Below are 24,636 nucleotides of genomic sequence, written 5' to 3'. Positions count from 1 at the left end.
ATTCCACTCAACCAACATAAGTAATCAAATCACCTGCCATATTCCTAAAAATGCTAATTTGTCATTACAAAACAAAACCAACCGCTACTTTGTCATTGCGGGTAATTTGATATTTATTGCCGCTTTCTTAGTCAAAAAAGCATACTTTTGCTATAGCCTAAGAATAACCTTGATTGTGGATAAACACCTTTTTAAAAACTTACCCGGTAAATATAAAAATGCCTACCGCAACTACTACACCAGTCAAAACCTGGCTGCTGTGCGCGTGGGGAGCATTATATTTTTAATATTAAATGCCATAATACGGTTATTGTACTTCATTTTTCCGCTTAGCCTTACGCGGGCCGAAAACTTCCCGGAGTTTAATATTGCCAACTGGGTATTCATGATCTCGGCGCTGCTATTTTATATCATCAGTAACTTTTTAATTGAGAACTTTAGGAAAAACAAAGCAACTACTGCCATAATGTCCTTGTTTGTTTTTTCGTTTTCGCTTTACATCATCCTTTGCGGTATGTTCAGTAGTTTTATTGCTACAGCCAACCCGCGCAATGCGTTAACACTTTACCTTATATCGCTTATCATCATTAGCATTTTATGCGTTTTCGAGGTTTATGAAACAATTATGCTCATGGTGGCTGTTGAAGTATTATTTACGTCGCTGCTAACCTTTAGCCATACTGACCCTACCGAAATGATCTACAACCAGTTGGTGTCTTTTATACTGCTGGGCGGCTTTTACCTTATATCAAGGTACTTTTTCTCATACAAAGCAAATTTTTGGATGCAGGTGAACGAGATAAAGGAGAAAAACCTTGAAATTGAACGCGGCAGCGCATTTAAAAGTCAATTATTGGGTACTGTTGCCCATGATCTGCGTAATCCTATAGCGGCGGTTGAAACATTGGCTATGATGATGGAGATGGACGATATTGATGCCGATACACAGGACACCCTGAATTTAATGAAAGCTTCGTGCATAAGGGCCCGTACCATAATTGACGACCTGCTGGAGTCTGCCCGGAATGAGAATTCTGGAGATTTTACAACCGTAAAAACCGAGCTAAACGGTTTGATAAGGGATAATATAGACGTTTGGAAAATTCATCGGGAAGCCAAAAACACAATTGAGCTAATCAGCTCAATAAGCCCCGCTTTTGCAGAGGTAAACTATGAGAAATTTACCCGCGTGCTGGATAACCTGGTAGGCAATGCGTTAAAATTCTCTAAAGAAAAAAGCAAAATAGAAATATTTTTGACCAGGGGCAATCAACAGATTATTATAGAGGTTAAGGACCGTGGCCAAGGTATCCCGGCCGATATGCTGCCGGTTATTTTCACCCCCTTTTCAAAAGCAGGCCGCCCGGGATTAAAAGGTGAGCAATCAACAGGCCTCGGCTTAAGCATTGTAAAACAAATAATAGAAAAACACAAAGGCAAAATTGAGGTAGAAAGCGAAGTGGGCATTGGTTCTACCTTCAGGATAGTATTACCGGAGATTGCGGATTAGTGAATACGAGATATTGCATTAAAGATTGTAACGCAATATTAAAAATCCATCCCGTTCAGGTCCTTAACAATTTTCAATGTGCTATCGAACATAAAACGGCAAGTGTCTGTTTTCACCATACCCTTTTTATCTTTTGCTTTGTAGATCAGTCTAACATCCCAGCCAACCACAACATTTTTAAAGGTCTTTTCCTTCTGCCTGATTGTTGCTTCAGTTTCTTTGATATTAGCGGAATCCGCATTTATGTAGAAATTATTAAGCCCAAGCATTAAGGTCCTGTATTCTTTGGTATCGTGAAAAGTAGTGTAAATGCTATCGGGTTTAAAAAATTGGATAGTATCAACCGAAGCGGCGTTTGAAACTTTGGTTTTTAAATATTCAACCGCTATTTGTTTATAGTTGGCGTTTGAAGCGCATCCGAAACAAAACAAGCCTATTAATAAAGCAGGGATCAACCTTTTCATAATTGCAAAGATATCATTATAAGCAGAAATTCAAGAAGGCAGGAACCTGGTTAACTGATCAAGCTATAGCATTATTAAAAAAGGCAAGCGTTAAGGCCCAGGCTTCCTTTGCAGCCTTTTCATGATAGCTGCTGCGCTCATCGCAATTAAAGCCATGGTCGGCATTTGCGAATTTCACATTAACATAGTCTTTACCGGCCTCATCCATGGCGTTAATGATCGTATCTACCTGGTCCTGACCGATATGTTTATCAAGTCCACCCCAAAAAAACAAGTGCCTGCAACTTACGCCGGGCGCCCTGGCTGCCAGAGCCTGGATATTGCCGCTGTAATAGCTAACACCTGCTTTTATTGGCAGCGTAGCGTTAGCTAAAAACGAAATTCGCCCGCCCATGCAATAACCTATGCTGCATATATTTTCAGGGTTTACCAGCTCATGATGGCACAACCAGCGGTGCGCAGCTTTCAAATCAGCTTCATTATTTTCAAAGGTCAGTGCCATAGCGTGCGATCTGACGGCTTCAAAATTATCATAGCTGCCCTCAAAATAGGGCGGCGCCGTACGGTGATACATTTCCGGCGCTATCACTACAAAGCCCTGTGCGGCAAACCTGTCGGCCATATCGCGAATATGGTGGTTTACGCCAAAGGCTTCCTGAACCAGAATTAAGCCGGGGTTGGTTTTGCCAAAGGCAACCTGCGGGAGCGCTGTGTAGGCCTTCATATCGGTACCATCAGCTATTTTAAGGGTGACATATTTTTCCATCTGGTTATAAATTAGACTATTAACACTTAAAATATTGTTACCGGCACAATAAGTTCAAACCTATTGCGCCCGTTGCCACCAAAAATATCTTCGTCAAGCAAACGGCTATACCTTAAGCCAAAGCTTATGGATGCCTGGTTAAAAAATTTGGTATCAAAAAACACCTCCGTGCCTGTTGACCGGAAAGTACCTTTAAACTGTTTGCCGCTGGTGAAAAAATCGGTAGCGCGGGTATCGTCATAAAAAGCGTTCCCCCGGATGCGAAGCAGGTAAAAAACATTGGCGAAACCAGCATCCGGGTAGGCTATAGGCAACTGGTAACTTGCCCTCCAGTTATTCATATCATGCAGATTTTCTGCCTGGTACCCCCGGGAGAAGGGAAAATCATTAGAAAAACTGATGACATTATTTTTACCTTTTTGCTGGTGTGCCGCGCTTAACACCAGGCTATGATTGGTGAACAAACCCGGAAAGAAAAAACTACCCGAAGCTAAAAACTGGTTAGCTGTTAAACCGGACACAGCCGACTTATACGACAAACTGATCCGCTGGCCGAACATGGGATAAATATTTTTGCGGGCCTGCTGTGTGCTATTGCTGAAAGAAATAAAATTACTGCTATACAGGTATGAACGGTCATTAAAAATACTCCGGTAGGCCTGCTGAAAACTGGTTTGCGAATAAACCAGCCCGCTGCCAAACTGCAGACCGGTTAGGTGCGTACCTGCCGATAAGTTAAGCGGCACCTGCAGTCCGGCATTAATTTGGGTTTCGTTCCAGTAAACATTGGCCCCTTTGTAAAATCCGCGCCTTTCTGCCGTGTAATTAGCTCCTGCTGAAATATAGGGAAACAAAGCGCCATAAATTGCATCAAACCCAAATTGCTTATAGCCCTCATCCCGGTTATAGTTGAAAGAGAGGTTGGTTTGCAGGGTATTCAGCACGTTTTCTCCCGCTATAGATATTTCGTAGTTAGGGTCGCTAATATTTGGGATAAGGCTGTGAAAATTTAACAAATGATAAGACTTGGAATAATTTGATATGCCTAACGGTTCGTTTTTTACCGATGCTAACAGGTTGGCTGATGAATCGCGTTGCAGGGCTGTTATAGCCAGGTCGGGCAGCGTACCCGGAATTCGACCAGACGAGATTTCGTCTGATTTAACATCCTTTTTATCAGCTTCATTCACCTGCCAGCCTGTGGATGTAAAGCCAACCCAGGCAATTTTATTAATGCCAATAGCGGGTTGATAATTCCCAATTGACTTTTTATGGCCAATAACTGCCAGCGCATTCAATTTGCCCGATTGTATGCTGATGGCAAATAAACGATCATTGATGCCACTGGTAGCCGAAAAATAAACCGTATCATTCTTCACTTTCGGAAACACTATTGGCTGATATGAAAATGGCAACAGGTATTTCGCATCCCCCGTTTTTATATTGATGAGCGCTAAAGACATCTTGCCTTTTGAATTCCGTACCGCGGAGATTACCCTATCATCCCCGTAAAATACCGGGAATGTATAATAAAGATTCTGTTTGTTTGGAATAACAGCTAGCAGCTTACCATCAGCAGTATTTATTAAATGCAGATCACTTTTACCTGATGAAGCCTCTTCTACGGTTACTATAGTTTTGCCGTCATTGCTGAACGAGGGTGAAAAGTATTTCGTTTTCCGGGTAAGCCGCTGTTCTTTCCCGGTTTTTGTATCCAATAAAATAAGTTCGCTAAAATTGCGGTAACCCCACCTGGCATCGGGGCGGTACCCGCTATATATTACCTTCCCATCGTGATAATCGAAGTAATCATCAACAGAAAGCCCTCTTACACCAATATTTTTTTCTTTACCGCCATTCCTGATCACAAAAACAGGCACATGATCATAACTGCTTTTTGTATAGATTACCGTACTATCGTTTACAAAAGCCGGGTATTGCCGGTCGGCGTCAAAGTGCTTCGGGGTATTCTTGTCCCGGCCCGCAGTATCACTAACAAATTGCTGCCTGAAATGCGCCAGTCCTTCATTCCGGAATTGAGTAAATGTTTTCCCTGAATACTTTTTTATGGCTCTTTGCATCGGATAAACGCCACCTTTAAATGCGGCAGCATCATGCGTTACCTTTTTCCAGAAATCGTCACCGTATTGCTCACGCCCGTATGCCACCTGCATATATCCTAATGGGTACCAGTCAGGCACAAAATCGCGGTAAGATCCGTTGCGGATCTTCATATAGCTGTAATCTTTCCCCTCCGCCCATAATGATCTGAAACCATTGAAGAAATACGGAAGCCTGCCCCTCCCCTGTTCGCTAACATGGGTTTCGTTAAAAACCGCATCCCCCTCAAAAAACCAATCGGGTACAGATAGTGCGTTACCTAAAGCCTGTCCGCCTTCGCCAAAAATCACTTTCAGCAGGTGAGATACCCCAACATTAAAATTGTTGTATTGCTGCACGTGCCTGAATTCGTGGATCGCCAGCTGCGCATTCCAGGGCAGGCTCCCCAAATCAAAACTATTTTGCTCAGGTGTTAAATAAAACTCACTGCGAAATGGTGCAAGGCCAACGTAAGCATTGGCTACCGTGGTTTGGTTTTGCATAACAATGCTAACCTGCTTTTGCTCATATCCAATGGTTGGCTGGATAGCACCGTTCATCTGCTGCACAATGTTGGCTACCCTCAGCGCCATAGAATCAAGCCCGACCGGAAAAATAACTTTGGCGGCGGGCGTATTCACTTGTTTCCACTTTATAGACGGCGGATTGCCGCCAAAGGTTTGCGCCTTTGCAATACCCGCGACGGCATTTAAAATCAGCAATAGATGGATAAACCTGTGGCAGCGTTTCATTGGTGTGAAAGTAATTACATTTTGGATATATAGTGAGCAGGAATTTAAAGAATTAACGGAATTATCTTCCGCTAAGTTTCCATTCCGGCTATTAAATCAACAATCAAAAACACTGCTATGACACACCATCAGCTAAAACATACTACATTTGCGCGTGTTAATTAATAGTAATGGCTAAAGTTTCTATCAACCTGGCAACAGGTTCTATACAAAAAGAAGAGTTAATAGTTGGGATTGACCTGGGTACTACCAATTCGTTGGTCGCTTTTATCAACCCGGATAAAAACCCGCAGGTAATAAACGATACCGGCAAGGGTGTTTTGGTTCCTTCTATCGTGCACTTTGGGCCCACCGGCGAAATCACCGTGGGTAACGAAGCAAAGGAATACCTTGTAACCGACCCTCAAAATACTGTTTTTTCGGTTAAGCGCCTGCTGGGCCGATCTTACCACGATATTGAAAACTACAAGGATTTTTTCTCCTATAAAGTTATTGACGATGATTCCGAAAGCCTGGTGAAAATAAAGGTAGGCGATAAATTTTATACACCGATAGAGCTTTCCGGCCTGATATTAAAAGAACTGAAAGCCCGTGCCGAACACGCTCTAAAAACCCCTGTCAATCGCGCTGTTATAACTGTTCCTGCGTATTTCAATGATTCGCAGAGGCAGGCAACCCGGGACGCCGGAAAACTGGCCGGACTTGATGTGCTTCGTATTGTTAACGAACCCACTGCAGCCAGTTTGGCTTATGGCATTGGCCTCAACCCCGAAGAAACAAAAACCATTGCCGTATATGACCTTGGCGGCGGAACATTTGATGTTTCCATCCTGCAGATCCAAAACGGTATCTTCGAGGTATTGGCTACCAATGGCGATACCTTTTTAGGCGGCGATGATTTTGACAGTGCCATAGTTGACTACTGGATAGAAAAGAATCAGCTGAACAAAGCCGATCTTATAGCGGATAACAAGCTTGCTCAGCAGCTGCGCCTTAAAGCCGAAGAAGCAAAAAAAGCCTTTGCACATCAAAGCCTGGTTAACGAAAAGATTGGTGACATTTGGTGCACTATTGACCGTAATACCTTTGAACAACTGATATTGGCTAAGGTACAACAAACTATAACGTGCTGTCAGAATGCGCTCAAAGATGCTAAACTAGATATAAGTCAGATTGATGAAGTGATAATGGTTGGCGGCTCAACCCGGACTGCCCTGGTTAAAAAAATGGTGGCGGAATTTTTTGGCCGCCCGGTGCACGATGAGGTTAACCCTGATGAGGTTGTTGCCCTTGGTGCAGCCATCCAGGCTGATGTACTGGCTGGTAACCGGAGTGATATCCTGCTGCTTGATGTTACCCCGCTATCGTTGGGGATCGAAACTATGGGTGGCCTGATGGATGTGATCATCCCGCGTAACTCAAAAGTGCCTACTAAGGCGGGCCGGCAATATACCACCTCGATAGACGGACAGGTAAATATGAAAATTGCCGTGTACCAGGGTGAGCGCGACCTGATAAAAGAAAATCGAAAACTGGCTGAATTTGATCTTAAGGGTATTCCTTCAATGCCCGCCGGCTTCCCTAAAGTAGATATTAACTTTTTGCTGAATGCCGATGGGATACTGAAGATCCAGGCGATGGAATTGCGCTCAGGCGTAAAACAAGAGGTTGAAGTTAAACCGACTTATGGCATTACTGACGACCAGGTTGAACAGATGTTGATGGATAGCATCACCCATGCAAAAGACGACGTAAGCCAGCGGATGCTGATTGAGGCGCGCGTTGAAGGGGAGCAAATGGTAAAAACGGTTGAAGGCTTTTTGAGAAAGAACAATGATTTTATTTCGGTTACAGAAATTGCCGATACACATAAATATATTGAAACCCTAAAAAATTCATTAACCAGCGGCGACAAGGATTTAATTCACAAAGCTATAGATGAACTTAATGAATTTACCCGCCCCTTTGCCGAGCGTTTAATGGACCAGGCAATAAGCCATGCCATGAAAGGTAAAAGCATAGAGTAAAACAAATAAATCCCCTGCCTGGAATAATTCGTTTACAAAAGAATTAATTACACATCTATAAATACCTATTTTGAAAAACATCAAATTTGCCTCGCTTCTGCTGATTCTTTGTTGCTTTTTTAGCATTTCAAATGCAGCTGCAACAAAAATTCACATTCTTAACTTAAGTGATACCACTGGTAAAAAGCTGGATACAGCTTTGTACGATTCATTAATGCACAAATTGGCTAATGGCGATAAACGCTGGCCTGTTAAAACAAAAGCTTATCCGCTGCCGGGCGCTATACTCCCGTTTAACCGCATTATTGCTTTTTATGGTAATATGTATTCAAAAAACATGGGCGTATTAGGGCAATATCCACCTAAAATTATGCTCGCAAAATTAAAAGCTGAAGTAAAGAACTGGGAAAAAGCGGATACAAGCACACCAGTTGTGCCGGCCCTCCATTATATCTGCGTTACAGCGCAGGCTGATGCGGGGAGAAACGGTTTGCATAACCTGCGGATGCCATTTAAACAAATTGACAGCGTGATCAGCATGGCCAAATCAATAAATGCGCTGGTATTTTTGGATTTGCAGGTTGGTTTCAGTACTGTGCAAAAGGAAGTACCCTTACTGGAGAAATACTTAACAATGCCTAATGTGCACCTGGGTATTGACCCGGAGTTTTCAATGAAAGAAGGCAGTGTTCCGGGAAAAAGGATAGGCACTTTTGATGCGGATGATATTAACTATGTAACCCAATACCTGGCTTCGCTGGTTAAAAAATACAACCTACCGCCAAAAATTTTTATTGTGCACCGTTTCACAAAAAAAATGGTGACCAATTACCAAAATATTAAACTGCGCCGCGAAATTCAATTTGTGATGGATATGGATGGCTGGGGCGGCCCCGATTTGAAGAAAGGCACCTACAAATATTTCATTCAGGGCGAACCGGTGCAGTTTACCGGATTTAAGCTTTTCTATAAAAATGATATCAAGAACGGGCCAAAACGCCTGCTAACGATGAAGGAAGTTTTAGATTTGAAGCCTGCTCCTATCTATATCCAGTACCAGTGAGGAGAAACGTTAACAGTTAAAAATAACACAAAAGGTGCAAGGCAGAAGCTAAATTCCGCCTTGCACCTTTTAAATTTTCGGCAATGTACCTCCGTCGATAATAAACTTAATTCAGCTTAGCACACTGATTTTTAGATACATTATCGGAAATATACTTTTCTTATCAGCACGCTTTATTTTTTGCAGTCTGTTATTTTAAACTTAAATCTGCCCCTTTCAAAATCAATTGGTTTGATTTTACTGAAATATGAATTACCTAAATAAGTTTCAATTACCCCTACTCCCAACGCCAGCCCCCCACCTTTTTTTAAAAATGCCAGGGGATTTTTATTAACAATATTTTTTAGGGTTCCTGTTGTGAACGAATAGTCGGCAAATAGCGTATCACCGCTATATTTACCATCCACCGCTCCTTCGTTTTTAGCATCTTCCGCATATTTAAAAATAAGTTTTCCTGATACTTTTTTACTTTTATGTATTTCAATATTTAAAAAGGCTGTGTCTTTATTATCAACGGCTATATAGCATTGTTTATTAAGTACCGCATCATTCCTGTAAAAATCTTTTTTTCCATAGTCCACATTGCAGCTTATCACAAAAAAGGGAGCGATTAATGTCCATAAAATCCATAGTTTTTTCATAATCAGTTTATTATTTTTGAAATTAAAGAACAGGGAAGCGGGCATAATAAGGACAACGGTTTAGATATTTTATACCCTACTATTTAAAGATATAAAACAATTTGCATAGAATAACTAAAAAACATGCTGCAAAAAAGATAAACTTCACGCGCGCTTACCTGAAATTACGCCCTTTATGAAACACTTCCTTCACAGGCGCGGGTGACGTTGTTTCATCTGAACGGGAGAGTGTGAGCACAGGCAAATTCTCATTTTCGGTTGCAGTGAGCCCCCGTAATAAAGCTGACAGGTTAAAGCAACGTTTTACAATAACGTGGATCACTTCGCCTTCTATCTGCAATTTTCCTTCTACCATCAGCAGGCGTGCCTGCAAAATTTCTTTGCGGTGCGTTTCAAAAACTTTCTCCCATACAACCAGGTTAGAGAATCCCGTTTCATCTTCAATGGTTATGAATAAAATCCCCTTGGCTGTGCCCGGCCGCTGCCTTACCGTTACCAGCCCGGCAACTTTAACCGGGTCACCATCTTTCATATTAGCCAATTCACCTGTAGCAGTTACATGCAACAGCCTAAGTTTTTCACGCACAAAACTAACCGGGTGTGCTTTTAAGGACAGCCCTGTGGAAGCATAATCCTGCACCACGTGTTCTGCCTGGGTCATAAAAGGTAAGGTAATTTGCGCTTCGTAATTACTTTCCGAAGGCTGCCCGGCAAATAAACCAACAGGCTTATCACTAAGCGCGGGCACTTCCCATAAAGCTTCACGCCGGTCAAGTTTCAGCGAACGGAATGCGTCTGCATCGGTCAGTCTTTCAATGGCTGCCTGCGACACACCGGCGTCGCTAAGCTGGCTGATACTCGTATAACCTTTCCCCCGGGCCACAATAAGCGCCTGTATATCATCTTCCGCAAGTCCCTTTACCTGCCTGAATCCTAACCGTACCGCAAAATATTTACCTGTCTTTTCCTCAAGTGTATTGTCCCACATAGAATTGTTAATATCCACCGGACGAACCGTAACCTCATGCCTTTCCGCATCAATCACTATCTGCGCCGGTTGGTAAAACCCCATCGGCTGACTGTTTAGCAATGCGGCCGCAAATACATCCGGGTAATGCCATTTTAGCCACGAGGAAACGTACACAAGGTGTGCAAATGAAGCAGCATGGCTTTCAGGAAAACCGTAGCTACCAAAACCTTCCAGCTGTTTAAAAATACGGTTGGCAAAATCTTCAGCATATCCTTTTTTCATCATGCCGTCAACCAGCTTTTTCCTGTGCTGGCTAACCAGGCCTTTTGCTTTAAAAGTTGCCATGCTGCGGCGTAGCTGGTCGGCTTCGGCCGGGGTAAAGCCGGCGGCCACAATAGCTATCTCCATTGCCTGCTCCTGAAATAGTGGAACGCCCAGCGTACGGCCCAATATTTCTTCCAGTTCTTTTGATGGGTATTCAACCGGATCTATACCGTCCCGCCGGCGCAGGTATGGGTGTACCATATCCCCCTGGATTGGCCCGGGCCGCACAATGGCAACTTCTATGACCAGGTCATAAAAACACCGGGGTTTCAGGCGCGGCAACATTGACATTTGCGCCCGGCTTTCTATCTGAAAAACGCCAAGCGTATCGGCATGACAAATCATTTCATACACTGCAGGATCATCCTGCGGGATATTGGCCAGTGTAAGGTCGAGTTCATAATGTTGCTTAGCCAGTTCAAAACCCTTGCGAATACACGTCAGCATCCCCAATCCAAGTACATCCACTTTTAAAATACTCAAAGCCTCCAGGTCATCCTTGTTCCATTCCAGCTGGGTACGGTTTTCCATACGGGCATTCATTACCGGGCAAATATCAGACAGCTTACCCCGGGTAATAACAAAGCCCCCGGTATGCTGCCCCAATTGACGGGGGAAGCCCATAAGCTGTTCTGTGAGTTCGAGCACTTTTCGCAATTGCGGATCATCAGGATTCAACCCCTGTTCCAAAATCCGCTGCCGGTCAAATGCCTCTTCCGAAAAATGCCATATTGCACCTGAAAGCCTTTTGATCGTATCTTCTGATAACTCCATTGCTTTACCCACATCACGAATAGCGCCTTTATGGCGCTCCTGGGTAACTGTAGCAACAATAGCGGCCCGTTCACGACCATAATCTTCATAAATAAACTGGATGATCTCTTCACGGCGTTCATGCTCAAAGTCAACATCTATATCTGGCCACTCATCCCGGGCATCTGACATAAAACGCGAAAAAAGCAGCCTTGACTTCATAGGATTAACTGCAGTAATTGCCAGGCAATAACAAACGGTAGAATTGGCTGCCGATCCGCGGCCCTGGTAAAGAATATTTAACTCTTCTGCTTTACGTGTATATCTATATACCCGCAAAAAGTAAGACGCAAGGTTTTTACGGCCAATAAATTCCAGCTCAAACTCAATTTGCTCTTTGATCCTTTCGGGCACATCAGCTCCAAACCTTTTCCTTGCACCTTCCCAGGTAAACCGGGTTAAACGTTCCTGTGGTGTAAGCCCATCGGGGCTAATTTCTTCAGGTTCGATGTATTTTAAGGTATCAAGAGAGAATGTACATGCTTCAGCTATTTCCAGGGTCAAACCGGTAGCATCAGGATACTGCCGAAACAGCCGCTTCATTTCAGCGCTTGGTTTAAGGTGCCTCTCGGCATTTGGATGTAACAGGAAACCAGCATTTTGGATGGTACGCTTTTCCCGCACACAAGTCAAAACATCCTGTAATTCCCGGCGTGCCGGTTCATGGTAATACACATCATTAGTGGCTACCATTGGCACCCCTAAACGGGATAGGCGGTAAAGGCGTTTAGCATCGTCGCCATTATAAGATTTGCTGGCAGCCAGGTAAAGTTCCCTGCCAAAAACCTCGCGATATTCATTTAAAGCTATTTTAAAGGAATCGTCAAAATCAAACTGTTTATTTAGCGCAGCAGGTGGCACCGCCATAAATTTCATGCCTTTGGCCTGTGTATACACATCCTGCTTATACAAGTAACACTCCCCCTTTTCTGCACGGAGATTGCCGGTGGTGAGTATTCCGCAGAGCCGGCCCCAGGCTTCCTGGTCAGTAGGATATGCCAGTAAACTGGGGCCATCCAGCAAATCAAGCCGGCAGGCAGGGATAATTTTCATTTCTCTTGCTTTGGCTGCTATATGAGCACGTACCACTCCTGCTACGCTGTTCCGGTCAGTAATGGCAATTTTTACCTGTCCATAATCAGCCGCTTGCGTCACCAGTTCCTCCGGGTGCGCCCCACCGCGCAGAAAACTAAAATTGGTTGTTACCTGTAATTCTATGTAACTCATCTTCACCCCTTTCTCATGCAAAGAATCCATGAATAAACCACTGCCCCAATTGTTCGCCTGAATAATGGCCCGACCTAAACAGCCAGTAACGCCGGCCTTCATCGTCTTCCACATGATAATAGTCCCGGTGTTCGCCACTTTCCAGCCACCATTCCCGTTCTATCCGCTCCGGGCCATCCGCTTTTCTAATCTTGTGAACCTTACTTTTATAGATAAATAACATTGGCGGATAATCAGGAACCAGGGAGGTCACTTCCACCCGCTCAGGGTATGGCAATAATAACGAGGGCCGGGGCCTGTCTGTTCGCCATGCCGTTGCAGGTTTTTCCTGTACCGAAGCTGCAAGCCTGATGGACCGCTCCGGCCAGTAATGCTCATCAGGCAAGTACCGATGGATACTTCCCTGTCCAATTTTATTTGCCAGCCTGTCCAGCAATTCCGCTAAACCTATTTCGGCCAGGCCACAGGCTTCAACTGCCCAAAGCGCTTCCTGCCCTGGCAATACATCTTCAACCTTTGGGGCATCAAGTGTAAACAACTCAATCCCCAAAGCAGGTTCTATAGATGCTATTTTAAGTTCGAATAACTTAAATAAATGACTGGCTTGATGTGAGGGACGGTTAGTGCCTATACTGGCTTCAACCAACTTCCCATCTACCCGGTAACATTTTAAAACAGCCGTTCGTAACCCCTTCCCTTCTCCCTGCAAGCGCCGGCAAAGGCTTTCGAGTAAATTTTTTATAGCAATTTCAATACCGGTTGCCGTACGGATAGGCTCCAAACAGGGCAGCCGTTCCTGGTAAGGTTCAACAGGTTTCAATAACTGCATCGGTTCAGCCTCGTTACCCAGAGCCTGGTCCAGTCGCAGTAGAAACTCTTGCCCAAAACGCCGGCGCAGTACTGAACGGCCCATGCCTATAAAGCTTTTAACAGCATAAAAACCAAGCTTTTGCAGCCGTTCCAAAATAACAGGCTCCAGCCGAAGCGCTGCCGGCGGCAAAGAGAGTAAAGCATCTGCTTGCCCGCCGGGTTCAATAATTGGCTTTAACCGCCCAAAACGTGCCACTGCCCAGGCCGTGCCTGCTGTATCGGCCATTGCCCCCCTGGCGTCATAGCCTTTACTTCGCAATACCTTAATAATTGCGCCCAGGTAATCCCGCTCGCTCCCCCATAAATGTGCACACCCCGAAACATCGAGTATTAAACCATCAGGCAAATCCACCGCTATTAAAGGTGTATAACGAATACACCATTCCCCCAGCGCTTTTAATAATTTGGGGGCCTGGCCCGGCAGATCATCTACGACCTCCAATAACGGCACTATAGCTTTTGCATCGGCTGCCGCCATGCCAATTGTTATTCCATGTTTTTCTGCTAATGCGTTGGCAGCCGTAATCACTATCCGCCCCCTTACAGGTGTAACAAAAGCAAAGGGTACTTCACGCAGTTCGGGCCGTCGAAGCGTTAGCCAATCAGTAGTTAAATGACGGAACCAGACAGAGACAAAACGTTTTTTCATATCAGCCGGCTTTAAGTTGCTGCATTTCGTTTACGCTGGATTTTTCTGTTATGGTCACAAAATGGCCATCCGCCCATTCCAGCTGCCAATTGCCCGGGTTTCCGTTACGTACTTTTAGCAGTTGCACCTGCCAGCGCGGAAAGCCTACGCCGGGCAGATCCTCTTCCAGCTCACTTGGCAAATGCATTACCTGCCAGCGTGCCACACAGGTAGTTGAACCTAATTTCCGCGGATCGTTACGTAATATAAAGCCTGTTACCCTGCTATTTTCAACCGCCAGCTGCAAACGACGTGATTGGGCAAAACTAATCTCCCGCAGTTCAGCAACCACCGCAGCAAGCCCCACGCATTTCAATGCTTCTTCTGTGGCCCACAGTACATCTTTTTCACGCTTTACATCAATAAATATCACCCGGTCGGGCTCCACATCAAAAGCCATTAAAGCTGGTGGAAAAAGCTTTCTTGCTGTGCCTATCCACAGGCATATCCCGCCCTGCTGCATTAATGTTGATAGCAAACCAGCCATAAAACCACCTGTTGCTGCCGATTGCTCAGGCGTTGGGCAAACCATTTCATGAATGGCACCTGTAGGAAAAACGCCATTTGGAAAAGCCGCTTCAATGGTCCCTAAGCCCATAATATTACCATTACCTGCTTCGGGCGGCTTAAAGCCTTCCCAAAGCAAAATATCCTTTCGGAGCTGGTTAATAATATCCTTTTTAGTGTCGGGCATAAACTTCTGATTCGGGTTACAAATTTATGCTAAAATTTTTAGCATTTTATGTAAAGATTTACAAAATAATTTCCACTTTTGTTTTATCATGATGAACAACACTTATTTGATAAGAGAAGCCAAGGCATGGATAAAACGCAAACAGGGGCCTGATGAAATTATACGAATTGTTCCCGGTACAGACAATGGCGGTGCGGTACTTAGCTATGAGTTATTTACGGCGTTTGATGAGGTTCCGGATTATTTAGGCCGGATATTGTTTGATACAAAAGGTTACTGGATATATGATGGTGAAACACTAAGCGTTGCCGAACAGGAACAGGTGGCAAAGTTTATTATTAACTATACAGAAACACTATAAGCACGCTAACTGCGTTTTTAATATTCAATTCAGCAAACAAAAAGGATGTAGCTGCCTTAATAAACTATGAAAAAAGAAAAATGGCTGATAGCTTTAGCTGCAGGCGCCGGTGTGGCTGCCGTTGCTTATAAATTATTATCGGAGGATCTTCCGGCAGGTGCGGCACCTTTTCAACCATTTGATAAAAACCGATATATGGGATTGTGGCACGAGATTGCCCGTTTGCCCAATCTTATTGAAAAAAATATCAGGCGCCTTACCGAAGATTATTCCCTTAATGCCGATGGTACCATAAAAGTTATCACAAAGGGATTTAATGTTAAAAAAACGGAATGGAAAGAAGTAACAGGAAAGATAAAATTTAACGGAAACGAAGACACCGGCATGCTTAAGGTTTCCTATTTAGGGCCGTTTTACCTGGCCTATAATGTGCTTGACCTTGATCCCGACTACCGTTACGCACTTGTTTCCGGCAGCAGCCACAACTACCTGTGGATCCTGTCGCGCGAAACAACTATCCCTGATGATATTAAAATGCAATTTTTAGATACAGCCAGCAAAGCGGGTTTTGCGGTGGAGAAACTGGAATGGGTGTAATATATGCCTGGCCTACCCTCCCTATTTATTTACAGGGACTTTAAAAAGCAGACGAACCACCTATGCGCTGGCGTTTTTTGCGGGGAGCACTTTCAACTACCGGTTCAGGTACCGGCTGTTTTTTCTCGGCTATTCTCACGCTAATTGTCCTGTCATCTATTTCTGCGCCATTAAGCGCTGCAATGGCACGCCCTGCCCCTGCTTCGTCTTCCATGTGCACAAAACCAAACCCTTTACTTATACCTGTTTGTATGTCAGTTACAATGGTTACTATTGCAACCTGGCCATAAACGCTGAAAATTTCCAGCAGCTCGGTCTCCTCCATATCCCTCGGTAAGCCTACCACAAATAATTTGGTCATTGTTCTTTGTTTTTTTTTGCAAAGATAAACAGTTGATAATAAATCTGATTATTTTTTATTTGATACCTAAATGGATATAAGAAATAATTCCCTGAATAGCATAATCAAAAAGGGAATAAAAAGTTAAGAGGCCATTATTACCAGGCCTTATCGCCCACCAATGGCACAAACCTGAACGTGTCCAGCACAATTTTTTCATAATCATGCTCGGCAACTTTAATAATGGTTACCATTTTTTGTGAATGCTCATCGCCTACAGGAATTACCAGGATGCCTCCTATTTTTAATTGCTTGAGTAATACATCAGGCACAGTGGGGGCACCTGCTGTTACAATTATTTTATCGTAGGGGGCATGTTTAGCTATCCCTATTGACCCATCGCCAACAAAAAAATTAGCCTTATAGCCAATATGCGGCAAAACCTGGCGGGTGTGGTTGTATAATTTCTCCTGCCGCTCAATAGTGTAAACTTTTGCGCCGAGTTCAAGCAATACACAGGTTTGGTAACCGCTGCCAGTACCAATCTCCAATACCTTATCACCTTTGTTAATGTGCAACAGCTGGCTTTGATAAGCAACCGTGTAAGGCTGCGAAATGGTTTGCCCCTCACCTATCGGAAAGGCTATATCTTTATAGGCCTGGTTCCAGAAAGTTTCGTCAAAAAAATAATGGCGTTTTACTTTACCTATGGCAGCTAAAACATTTTCGTCATCAATCCCTTTTTTCTTTAACTCTTCAACCAGTAGTTTGCGCGCACCCTTTTCGCGGTAATTGTCGATATACTTATAGGCCATTATAAGTACAAATCTAACATGATTTATGGATTAAACAGGTTTAACAGACCAACGATTTATAATCGGTTAATTTCCAGATTTATTTTCTTTTCACAACGCTATCAAAGCCTAAAATCATACCGCAACAAAAGAGGGCTTATGCAAAACAGGGAAGTTAACAGAGTTAGCCACAAAACACATTTTATTAGCTTCATGATGCAACGCGTTGGCTTTCTCAATCATTGATGCATCACTAACTGTAACAACCGGATGTAAAGTTACCTCTTTAAAATGGCCGCTGCCGTTTACTGCTTCAATCATAATACCTGTAGCTTCATCGGTATAATTAACTACCACAACACCTGCCGCGCTGCACAAATGCAGATACCACAACATGTGGCATGAAGAAAGTGATGCAACCAATAATTCTTCAGGATTATACCTTGCTTTATCGCCCCTGAATGAGGGATCGGAAGATGCTGGTATTTCCGGCTTTCCATCCACATTTATAGCATGGTCCCTTTTGTATGCTCTGTAATCACTGGTGCCAACCCCCTGGTTCCCTGTCCAGGTAATGGTTGTTTTATAATTATGTTCGCTCATAAACAAACTTATTAAACCTTAATATCAATAAGGATCAACATCGGGCTGTACAATGCTTCCTTTGCTAAGCCTTGTAGTTTGAAACTGTGTGATGATATCCCTGATGACTCCTTTTACTTTATTAATTGATACGCCATCTTTCTCAAATTTGAGCATAATGGTTTGAATATAGTAATTCCTTATCCGGCTAACCATTGGGGGTTGCGGGCCTATTACCCTGTCGTCAAATTGTTTGCGAAGTTCATTAGCCAAATAAACAGATTGGTTATGCACAATTTCAGGATCCTTATGCTTTATGTCGAGGTTGATGATCCGGTAAAACGGCGGATACTTGAAACTTCGGCGCTCTTCCATTTCTGTAAAGTACAGGCCTTTATAGTCATTTTCAATTACCTGCCTGATCACCCGGTGCGCGGGATCATAGGTTTGGATCACCACTTTGCCCTGCTTACCTCTGCGCCCTGCCCTGCCGCTAACCTGAGCCAGCATCTGGTAGCTGCGCTCATTGGCCCGGTAATCGGGGAACTTCAAAAGGCTGTCTGCGTTAATGATCCCAATAACGGTAACGTCCGAAAAATCCAATCCCTTTGCAACCATTTGCGTACCAACAAGTATATCAATCTTTTTTTCCTCAAGGTTATTCAGTATGGTTTGCAATGAGTTGCGTGACCGGGTAGTATCAAGGTCCATGCGGGCCAGCCTGGCATCGGGCAAAAGCATAGCCAGGTCATCCTCAATCTTCTCGGTGCCAAAACCCTTATATTCCAGATGCGTTGATCCGCATGCCGGGCAAATTTTTGGTGAGTCGTCTTTATAACCACAATAATGGCAATGCAGTTTACCGCTGCTTTTGTGATACGTTAAGCTAACATCACAATTGATACATTTAGGTGTATAAGCACAGATCTTACAGATCAGCAACGGGGCATATCCCCTTCTGTTTTGGAACAATATTACCTGCTCTTTTTTTTCAAGGGCCATATTGATGTCAGCCATCAGCACACTTGAAAAGTGCGATTGCATAGTTTTTTGTTTGGTTTCCAAACCTATACTTACCACCTCAATTTCAGGAAGTTTAACACCGCCATACCTTTCATTGAGTTCAACCAGACCATATTTATGGATCCGGGCATTGTAATAACTCTCAAATGATGGGGTTGCAGAACCTAACAGCACTTTGCCTTTATGCATGTTAGCTAAAAAAATGGCGGCATCACGGGCATTATACCTTGGCGCGGGATCAAATTGCTTGTATGAAGTTTCGTGCTCTTCATCAACAATTATCAGGCCCAGATCATTAAACGGCAGGAACACAGCCGAACGTGCGCCAAGCAAAACTTTATATTCTTTAGTAATAACCTTTTGCCAAACTTCAACCCTTTCATTATCATTAAACCGCGAATGATAGATCCCGATACTAGCGCCAAAATACACCCTCAGCCGCTCAATAATATGGGTAGTGAGTGCAATCTCCGGCAGCAGGTACAAAACTTGCCGCCCTGAGTTTATTATCTCTTCTATAATCCTTATGTAGATTTGTGTTTTGCCTGAAGAGGTTACCCCATGCAAAAGCACCACATCCATTTTATTAAAATGCTCTTTTACTTCGTTTAACGCAACATTTTGTTTTTCGCTTAGTTCAAAGTTGCTATAAAGCTCTTCTTCTTCAAAAAACAAACGACTAACGTTCTTTTCCTCTATAATAAATACTTCTTTCTCTTCCAGCGATTTAATACTTGCTGCACCTGCGCCGCTCTCCTCTATCAATTCAGTTTTTGAAATACTTTTTTGATGACGCGCCAGTTTGATATAAGCCAGTACAGCATCAGCTTGCCTGGGTGCTCGTTTTTCAAGTATGCCAAACAATTCTTTCAGGTTATCAGGATTTTGGTAAACAGGGTTTAGTGTAATAAAACTTCTGGTTCGCGGCTTATACCGCTCACTTACTTCTTCTGATATATTGATTACGTTTTTTTCAAACAACGACTTCAAAATAGGCATAACCGTTTTTTGTCCAAGCAATTTCACAATATCGCTCACGGTTAGCTCCGGCTGTATATCAAGTGCCTCAACAATTAAGAATTCTTTATCGTGCAATACGGAACGGTCAACCTCGAAATCTTTGTTTAATACAATCTTTGTTTCACTGGCCAATTTCAGGGCCGAAGGCAGGGCGGCATTCATTACCTCACCCAGTGTGCACATGTAATATTCCGACATCCACTGCCAAAATCTTAATTGTTCGCCGGTAACAACCGGACGATCATCCAGCAGCTCAATAACATATTTTGCCTGGTATTTTTCGGGCGCCAGTTTACCTGTAGCAGCAATTATTGCTGTATAAAGCTTGCTTTTACCAAACTGCACTACTACCCTTTTGCCAACCATTACCGCATCATTCATTTCAAATGGGACACGATAAGTGTAGTTTTTAGCAATAGCTAATGGCAAAATCACTTCAACAAAAAGTGTTTCCCTTTCGGTAAATTGTGCTTCAGCAAACTCTAACATTCAGTTATTTATTTTTAAAAGCAGCCACTCCCATGGTTATCCAGCCACCAATAAACAGTACCCCACCTAATGGCGTTACAGGCCCTATTATATCTGCCCATGTCCAGCCCGTCAATCCGCGGGTGGCAAGCAGGTATAATGAGCCGGAAAAAAATACAATTCCAAGTGTAAAAAGGTAATAGCAATCTTTAATAAGCCTTGTTTGATACCGGCTAAGGCTTGACAAGCCCAGCAGGGCGAAAACATGATAAAACTGGTATTGAACAGCGGTATTCCAAACCTGCATCTCCTTTGCAGTTAAACGCCCCTGCAAACCATGTGCTGCAAAGGCCCCGGCAATAACTGCCAATGCTCCTAAAACCGAGGCAGTGATAAATATTTTTTTCTTCATGGATTATAAACGGCTAAGTTAAGGTTTATGGGGTGGAAAAAATTGCAATAGCTTCAAAAGTTGCGCTAATTTACAATGCTTATAACAATTAAAAGACAATTAAGGCGCTATGCAAATTGAGAATTTATTGCGTGCGTTTTTTTACACCGCTTATAATCATTACAAACTTTTACCCCTTTAAATAGCTTACATTTGCACAGCAAGCAGCAATGAAAAAGCAGATAATTATTACCCTGATCTTATTGATAGCTACAGCGTACATAACGGTTGTTTATTTTAAAAACTTAACTCCGCCTGGTACGCGTACCAGCCAGGTGATGCACGCAATACCGGATAACGCTGCTCTGATATTTGAATTCAATAACGACAAAGGTTTTTATGATATTTTTAAAGATAATAAATTATTTGAAGCTGTTATTGGCAAACAGAAACTGGGTTGGTTAGACACCTTAAGACAAAAGCTACTTCAGCACCCTTTGCTGGATAAATACTTTGCCGGGCAAAACATCTTTATCTCCTTACATCCTTCAAAAACAGACGGAATAGAATTCCTGCTTTCCATGTCGCCGGCTAAGGGGTTTGAACCAGGTGTATTTGATCAGTTGGCAAAACAGCCAAACAGCGGCTTGCTTATTACACCTATCCGTACTTCGGGAGGAAGTGGTTATAATATTTACATTAATGCTTTAAAAAAACGGTTTTACATCATAAGCAAAGCAAACAATGTCTTTTCAGGCAGTTTTTCAAAAGAATTAACGGAACATAGCGCCTCCCACAAAAATAGTACTGATAAAAAAAGCTTTGTGTTACTTTCTGAACAGCAAAGCAATAATTCGCTGGCTAACCTGTATGTAAATTACAGCCAGCTTTCACCTTTGTTTGAGCAATTATTTAAAAACAAAAATACCGATATCTTTAAGAACTTCCGAATGCTGCCTGCACTTGCAGCATTAAGCCTCAATTACCGCAACGACGCGCTAATGTTTAACGGATCAACTTTTGTGCAAAAAAACGACCTTGCAAGCTATCTAAACCTGTTTACAAGCCAGCAGCCGGTTGTTAACCATTTAAAAGATATCTTTCCATCAACAACGGCATACAGTACAAGTTTTTCAGTCTCAAACCAATCAAAATTTGGCACAGAGCTGGCTGATCATCAAAACAAAACAGGACTGGCAACTGAACGAGATCAGCTGTTCAGCAAAATAAAAACTGAATCGGCAGTAAAAATCAGAACTGAATTCAATAGCTTACTGGGTAATGAGTTTGCCGTTATTACAACCCGTTATTTTGAAAAATTCGCCATAATTAACGTCAGGGATGGATCAAAGCTTAAATTGATCATAACTGCAATAAGCACCATGAACACGGAAGACATAGGCCAGTTAAGCTATGATAAATTACCTTTTTTTTTACTGGGCGATGCGTTCAGCATTTTTAAAAGGCCTTATTTTATAATTATTGATAACTATTTAATCCTGGCCAATAGCAGCGCCGAATTAGCAAGCTATTATGATATTTATATAAATCGTAAATTTTTAAGCAAAAACGAACAATACAACCAGTTTGACAACCTGCAGGCTGCTCAAAGCAATGTTTCTTTCTTTTTCCATTTTAAAAATGCACAACCCATACTTGAAAGAGATATGAATACGGAGACATACGATGATTTTAAATCTAATGAGCCGGGCTGGAAAAATTTTTATGCCGCATCGTTCCAGTTCACGGCTGCCGATAAAAATTTTTACACCAATTTCTGCATTAAATTAAATTCAGATACTGTAGCTACCAAATCAAAATAGCTCACGGTTTAAACAACTATAAATCTTCAGTTTCGTTTAAATGGGTAATTATCATTATTTTTCCATTAATCGATTTGGAATTTTATCTTTAAGACGAATATAAACACCCGGCATTGCGCGATATATGAAGAAGATTTTACTAGTTTTTTTGTTACTGTCATTCTCCGTTAAAATTTTTGGCCAGCAATTTTCCCAGTATAATACAGGTAGTTTGTATGACTCTTTTGAGAACCCTTCGCAAAAAGCTTTCATTACCGACTCGAGCAGACAATTTTCGTCCAATTTCCTGGTACCCAACTTCAATGCTAATTTTTTTATTACCGGCAATGCCCAGGCGACGTTAAAAGGCAGAGCATTTAACAATAGCTATAACAATTCGGCATTGTTAATCAACCAGGGTAAATACAACCACGTAAACACAAATTTAAATGCTTATTTGGTAATGTTTAAAATGTTTTCGAGCCTCAACGGCGATGTGGAACTTGGGTTTGCTGCACAAACAAAAATGGAAGGAAAGGGAGTCTTTACCGATGAATCTATAGCATTATTAAACGGCGCAGGAAGTTTTCCGGCCAACGGGTATTCAGACATTTTCAATAACAACTTCTACTTTCAGTCGTACCACCAAATCAGTTTCACTTATAAAGAGAAGATCAATAAACAGTTTTCTTTTGGCGCGAAATTAAGTGCGTTATTAGGGATTCAGTATGAAGAATTAAAAGTTAATCATTCGCAGGTTGCTTTTAACAAACCCGATGATTCAGCTATTATCGGACTTAACGGCGTTTATTACACCAGTTATATACCGGGACATTTAACCCCCCGTGATTATTTACCTTCTTTCCGCAATCCCGGTGCCGCTATCTCGCTGGGGGGAACATTCAGAACAGAAGACAGCTTTTTTATTCAGGGTAACATCAAAGATCTTGGCTTCATTCACTGGAGCAGCCGCTCGCACGCAGGCGCCTTTAATGATATTAGTACAGTAAAGGGCCTATCAACCCGCGGCCGGGAAGACAGTGTTTACAATGGCGTAAGCAGAATAATTCATGGCAATGCAGTACAAACATCATTCACTACCCCGATAGATGGCCGGGCAGAGTTAAGTGTTCACAAGAAATTCTGGTTAGATGACGATAAGAACTTCAGATATTTACCTACACTTATCGCATCAAAAGAATTATTTTATCCGGGCTTTACCGGTGCGTTGGTTAACCCTTTTCAATATAAAAAATACACTTTAACCTTAACAACAACTTATGATGATTTAAAGCTGTTTAACCTGGGTGCACAATTTATGATGCAAACACCAAACTTTGAGTTTTTCATCGGAAGTGATAAAGTAGCGCAAACAGGCAGTTTATTATCAGCACAATTAAATAAAAGTTCAACACAAGCTTACACAAACAGTGCATTTACCGGGGCTGATATATTTTTAGGATTTTCGCTTAAGTTTGGGCCGGTAATAGAACACCCGATGAACGCCAGCACCATTCCAACAGGCGAAAAAGGATTCCTGGGCCGCTTATGGGGGCGTTTATTTAAAACGAACGAGTAAGGAGCATTTAAGACATATAGTTAACAGAAAAAGCGAATTTTCAGCTGTATATTACCCGGAATTAAACAGCTTTTTTACCGGCAATAAAATCTTTCAGATAGTAAGGTTCAAAGTAAGCAACATCTTCAAATTCTTTACGCTGAAATTTATCAGCAGCTTTTTGAGTAAGCCAGGTGGCTGAGTTTACGAAATCGGGTAAAAAAGAGGCGTTAGGGTTATTATTTAAAACATTAAAGCACTTTTCCGCACCGTCTCCAAAAAAAAGCACTTCATTTCCCGTTAAAAGATCATTAAAGCTACTTTCATCAACTATTGTGGCGGCTGTTGGTTTTATACGCTGGCCACGCACTGTAAACGCAGCTGTGTAAACCTCCATTCGGCGTGCGTCGATCATTGGACATAAAATCAGGTCCTCTCTCGCTGCGTACTGTCCCATCGCAATAACACCGTCGGCCATGGCTGCCAACGTTTCAATTGCTATCAGAGGCTTATCAAGTGCAAAGCATAAGCCTTTAGCAGTTGAAATACCGATACGTAAGCCGGTGTATGAACCTGGCCCGCAACTCACTGCAACAGCGTCTAAATCCGGATAATTGAACCCTGCTGCTGCAATTATCTCCTCAATAAAACGCGTAATTACTTCGGCATGTAAATTACGTTCATTTACCTGTTTAAAGCCCAGCACAACCCCGTCTTTTGCCAAGGCAACAGAACACGATGTGGTAGCGGTTTCAATTTGTAAAATCAGGCTCATTGTTTTAATCTTGAGT

General features: G+C 42.6%; 20 protein-coding genes. 7 read left to right on the top strand and 13 right to left on the bottom strand.

Annotation, left to right across the window (positions count from 1 at the left end; genetic code table 11):
- Positions 1 to 175 precede the first annotated feature (175 nt).
- Complete coding sequence (locus MuYL_RS10895) at positions 176 to 1,510, top strand: sensor histidine kinase (RefSeq protein WP_170309743.1); 1,335 nt, start codon at positions 176 to 178, stop codon at positions 1,508 to 1,510.
- Positions 1,511 to 1,548: 38 nt separating this feature from the next.
- On the opposite strand, the gene MuYL_RS10890 is transcribed toward MuYL_RS10895, so the two are convergent.
- Genes MuYL_RS10890 through MuYL_RS10880 form a run of 3 tightly spaced genes read right to left on the bottom strand, consistent with a single transcriptional unit; the run spans position 1,549 to position 5,592 of the window.
- Positions 1,549 to 1,974 (bottom strand): hypothetical protein, encoded by a 426-nt coding sequence (locus MuYL_RS10890; protein WP_094570596.1) that lies wholly within the window; start codon positions 1,972 to 1,974, stop codon positions 1,549 to 1,551.
- Between the two features lie 58 nt (positions 1,975 to 2,032).
- Positions 2,033 to 2,740, bottom strand: a complete 708-nt coding sequence (locus MuYL_RS10885) for a dienelactone hydrolase family protein (protein ID WP_094570595.1) — start codon at positions 2,738 to 2,740, stop codon at positions 2,033 to 2,035.
- A gap of 26 nt (positions 2,741 to 2,766) precedes the next feature.
- On the bottom strand, positions 2,767 to 5,592 hold the full coding sequence (locus MuYL_RS10880) for a TolB family protein (RefSeq protein WP_094570594.1): 2,826 nt from the start codon (positions 5,590 to 5,592) through the stop codon (positions 2,767 to 2,769).
- Positions 5,593 to 5,762: 170 nt separating this feature from the next.
- Between MuYL_RS10880 and hscA the strand changes: the two genes are divergently transcribed.
- On the top strand, positions 5,763 to 7,619 hold the full coding sequence (gene hscA / locus MuYL_RS10875; protein ID WP_094570593.1) for a Fe-S protein assembly chaperone HscA: 1,857 nt from the start codon (positions 5,763 to 5,765) through the stop codon (positions 7,617 to 7,619).
- A 70-nt stretch (positions 7,620 to 7,689) separates the two neighbouring features.
- Positions 7,690 to 8,682 (top strand): hypothetical protein, encoded by a 993-nt coding sequence (locus MuYL_RS10870; protein ID WP_094570592.1) that lies wholly within the window; start codon positions 7,690 to 7,692, stop codon positions 8,680 to 8,682.
- A 173-nt stretch (positions 8,683 to 8,855) separates the two neighbouring features.
- On the opposite strand, the gene MuYL_RS10865 is transcribed toward MuYL_RS10870, so the two are convergent.
- The 4 genes from MuYL_RS10865 to MuYL_RS10850 all read right to left on the bottom strand — a co-directional run bounded on the left by MuYL_RS10865 (position 8,856) and on the right by MuYL_RS10850 (position 14,909).
- Positions 8,856 to 9,323, bottom strand: a complete 468-nt coding sequence (locus tag MuYL_RS10865) for a hypothetical protein (RefSeq protein WP_094572914.1) — start codon at positions 9,321 to 9,323, stop codon at positions 8,856 to 8,858.
- A gap of 154 nt (positions 9,324 to 9,477) precedes the next feature.
- Positions 9,478 to 12,771, bottom strand: a complete 3,294-nt coding sequence (locus MuYL_RS10860; RefSeq protein WP_317043876.1) for an error-prone DNA polymerase — start codon at positions 12,769 to 12,771, stop codon at positions 9,478 to 9,480.
- Positions 12,671 to 14,176: a Y-family DNA polymerase gene (locus MuYL_RS10855; RefSeq protein WP_094570590.1), complete on the bottom strand. Its 1,506-nt coding sequence runs from the start codon at positions 14,174 to 14,176 to the stop codon at positions 12,671 to 12,673. The genes MuYL_RS10860 and MuYL_RS10855 overlap by 101 nt, the downstream gene beginning before the upstream one ends.
- Position 14,177: 1 nt before the next feature.
- Entirely contained in the window at positions 14,178 to 14,909 is a 732-nt protein-coding gene (locus MuYL_RS10850) for an ImuA family protein (protein ID WP_094570589.1), read from the bottom strand.
- Positions 14,910 to 14,997: 88 nt separating this feature from the next.
- Between MuYL_RS10850 and MuYL_RS10845 the strand changes: the two genes are divergently transcribed.
- Positions 14,998 to 15,270: a hypothetical protein gene (locus tag MuYL_RS10845; RefSeq protein WP_157740759.1), complete on the top strand. Its 273-nt coding sequence runs from the start codon at positions 14,998 to 15,000 to the stop codon at positions 15,268 to 15,270.
- Positions 15,271 to 15,336: 66 nt separating this feature from the next.
- Positions 15,337 to 15,867, top strand: a complete 531-nt coding sequence (locus tag MuYL_RS10840; RefSeq protein WP_094570587.1) for a lipocalin family protein — start codon at positions 15,337 to 15,339, stop codon at positions 15,865 to 15,867.
- 40 nt (positions 15,868 to 15,907) lie between these two features.
- Here the strand turns inward: MuYL_RS10840 and MuYL_RS10835 are convergent, their stop codons facing one another.
- From MuYL_RS10835 to MuYL_RS10815, 5 genes are all read right to left on the bottom strand, one after another.
- The gene (locus MuYL_RS10835; RefSeq protein WP_094570586.1) at positions 15,908 to 16,228 is read right to left on the bottom strand and encodes an RNA recognition motif domain-containing protein; all 321 of its coding nucleotides are present in this window, start codon (positions 16,226 to 16,228) and stop codon (positions 15,908 to 15,910) included.
- Positions 16,229 to 16,365: 137 nt separating this feature from the next.
- Positions 16,366 to 17,022: a protein-L-isoaspartate(D-aspartate) O-methyltransferase gene (locus MuYL_RS10830; RefSeq protein ID WP_094570585.1), complete on the bottom strand. Its 657-nt coding sequence runs from the start codon at positions 17,020 to 17,022 to the stop codon at positions 16,366 to 16,368.
- Between the two features lie 114 nt (positions 17,023 to 17,136).
- Positions 17,137 to 17,604, bottom strand: a complete 468-nt coding sequence (locus tag MuYL_RS10825; protein ID WP_094570584.1) for an OsmC family protein — start codon at positions 17,602 to 17,604, stop codon at positions 17,137 to 17,139.
- A gap of 24 nt (positions 17,605 to 17,628) precedes the next feature.
- Positions 17,629 to 20,115: a replication restart helicase PriA gene (gene priA, locus MuYL_RS10820; protein WP_094570583.1), complete on the bottom strand. Its 2,487-nt coding sequence runs from the start codon at positions 20,113 to 20,115 to the stop codon at positions 17,629 to 17,631.
- A 4-nt stretch (positions 20,116 to 20,119) separates the two neighbouring features.
- Complete coding sequence (locus MuYL_RS10815) at positions 20,120 to 20,506, bottom strand: DUF423 domain-containing protein (RefSeq protein ID WP_094570582.1); 387 nt, start codon at positions 20,504 to 20,506, stop codon at positions 20,120 to 20,122.
- Positions 20,507 to 20,715: 209 nt separating this feature from the next.
- Between MuYL_RS10815 and MuYL_RS10810 the strand changes: the two genes are divergently transcribed.
- Together MuYL_RS10810 and MuYL_RS10805 are read left to right on the top strand one after the other, a co-directional pair.
- Positions 20,716 to 22,308 carry a hypothetical protein gene (locus MuYL_RS10810; protein ID WP_094570581.1) on the top strand — a complete coding sequence of 531 codons (1,593 nt, stop codon included), beginning with the start codon at positions 20,716 to 20,718 and terminating at the stop codon, positions 22,306 to 22,308.
- A 124-nt stretch (positions 22,309 to 22,432) separates the two neighbouring features.
- Positions 22,433 to 23,866, top strand: a complete 1,434-nt coding sequence (locus MuYL_RS10805; protein WP_094570580.1) for a DUF5723 family protein — start codon at positions 22,433 to 22,435, stop codon at positions 23,864 to 23,866.
- 61 nt (positions 23,867 to 23,927) lie between these two features.
- Here the strand turns inward: MuYL_RS10805 and tsaB are convergent, their stop codons facing one another.
- Positions 23,928 to 24,620 carry a tRNA (adenosine(37)-N6)-threonylcarbamoyltransferase complex dimerization subunit type 1 TsaB gene (tsaB, locus tag MuYL_RS10800; RefSeq protein ID WP_094570579.1) on the bottom strand — a complete coding sequence of 231 codons (693 nt, stop codon included), beginning with the start codon at positions 24,618 to 24,620 and terminating at the stop codon, positions 23,928 to 23,930.
- Between the last annotated feature and the right edge of the window lie 16 nt (positions 24,621 to 24,636).

Source organism: Mucilaginibacter xinganensis (assembly GCF_002257585.1).
GTDB classification, from domain to species: domain Bacteria; phylum Bacteroidota; class Bacteroidia; order Sphingobacteriales; family Sphingobacteriaceae; genus Mucilaginibacter; species Mucilaginibacter xinganensis.
Note: the sequence above shows the minus strand (reverse complement) of the source record. Positions and strands in the feature narration are given on the sequence as shown.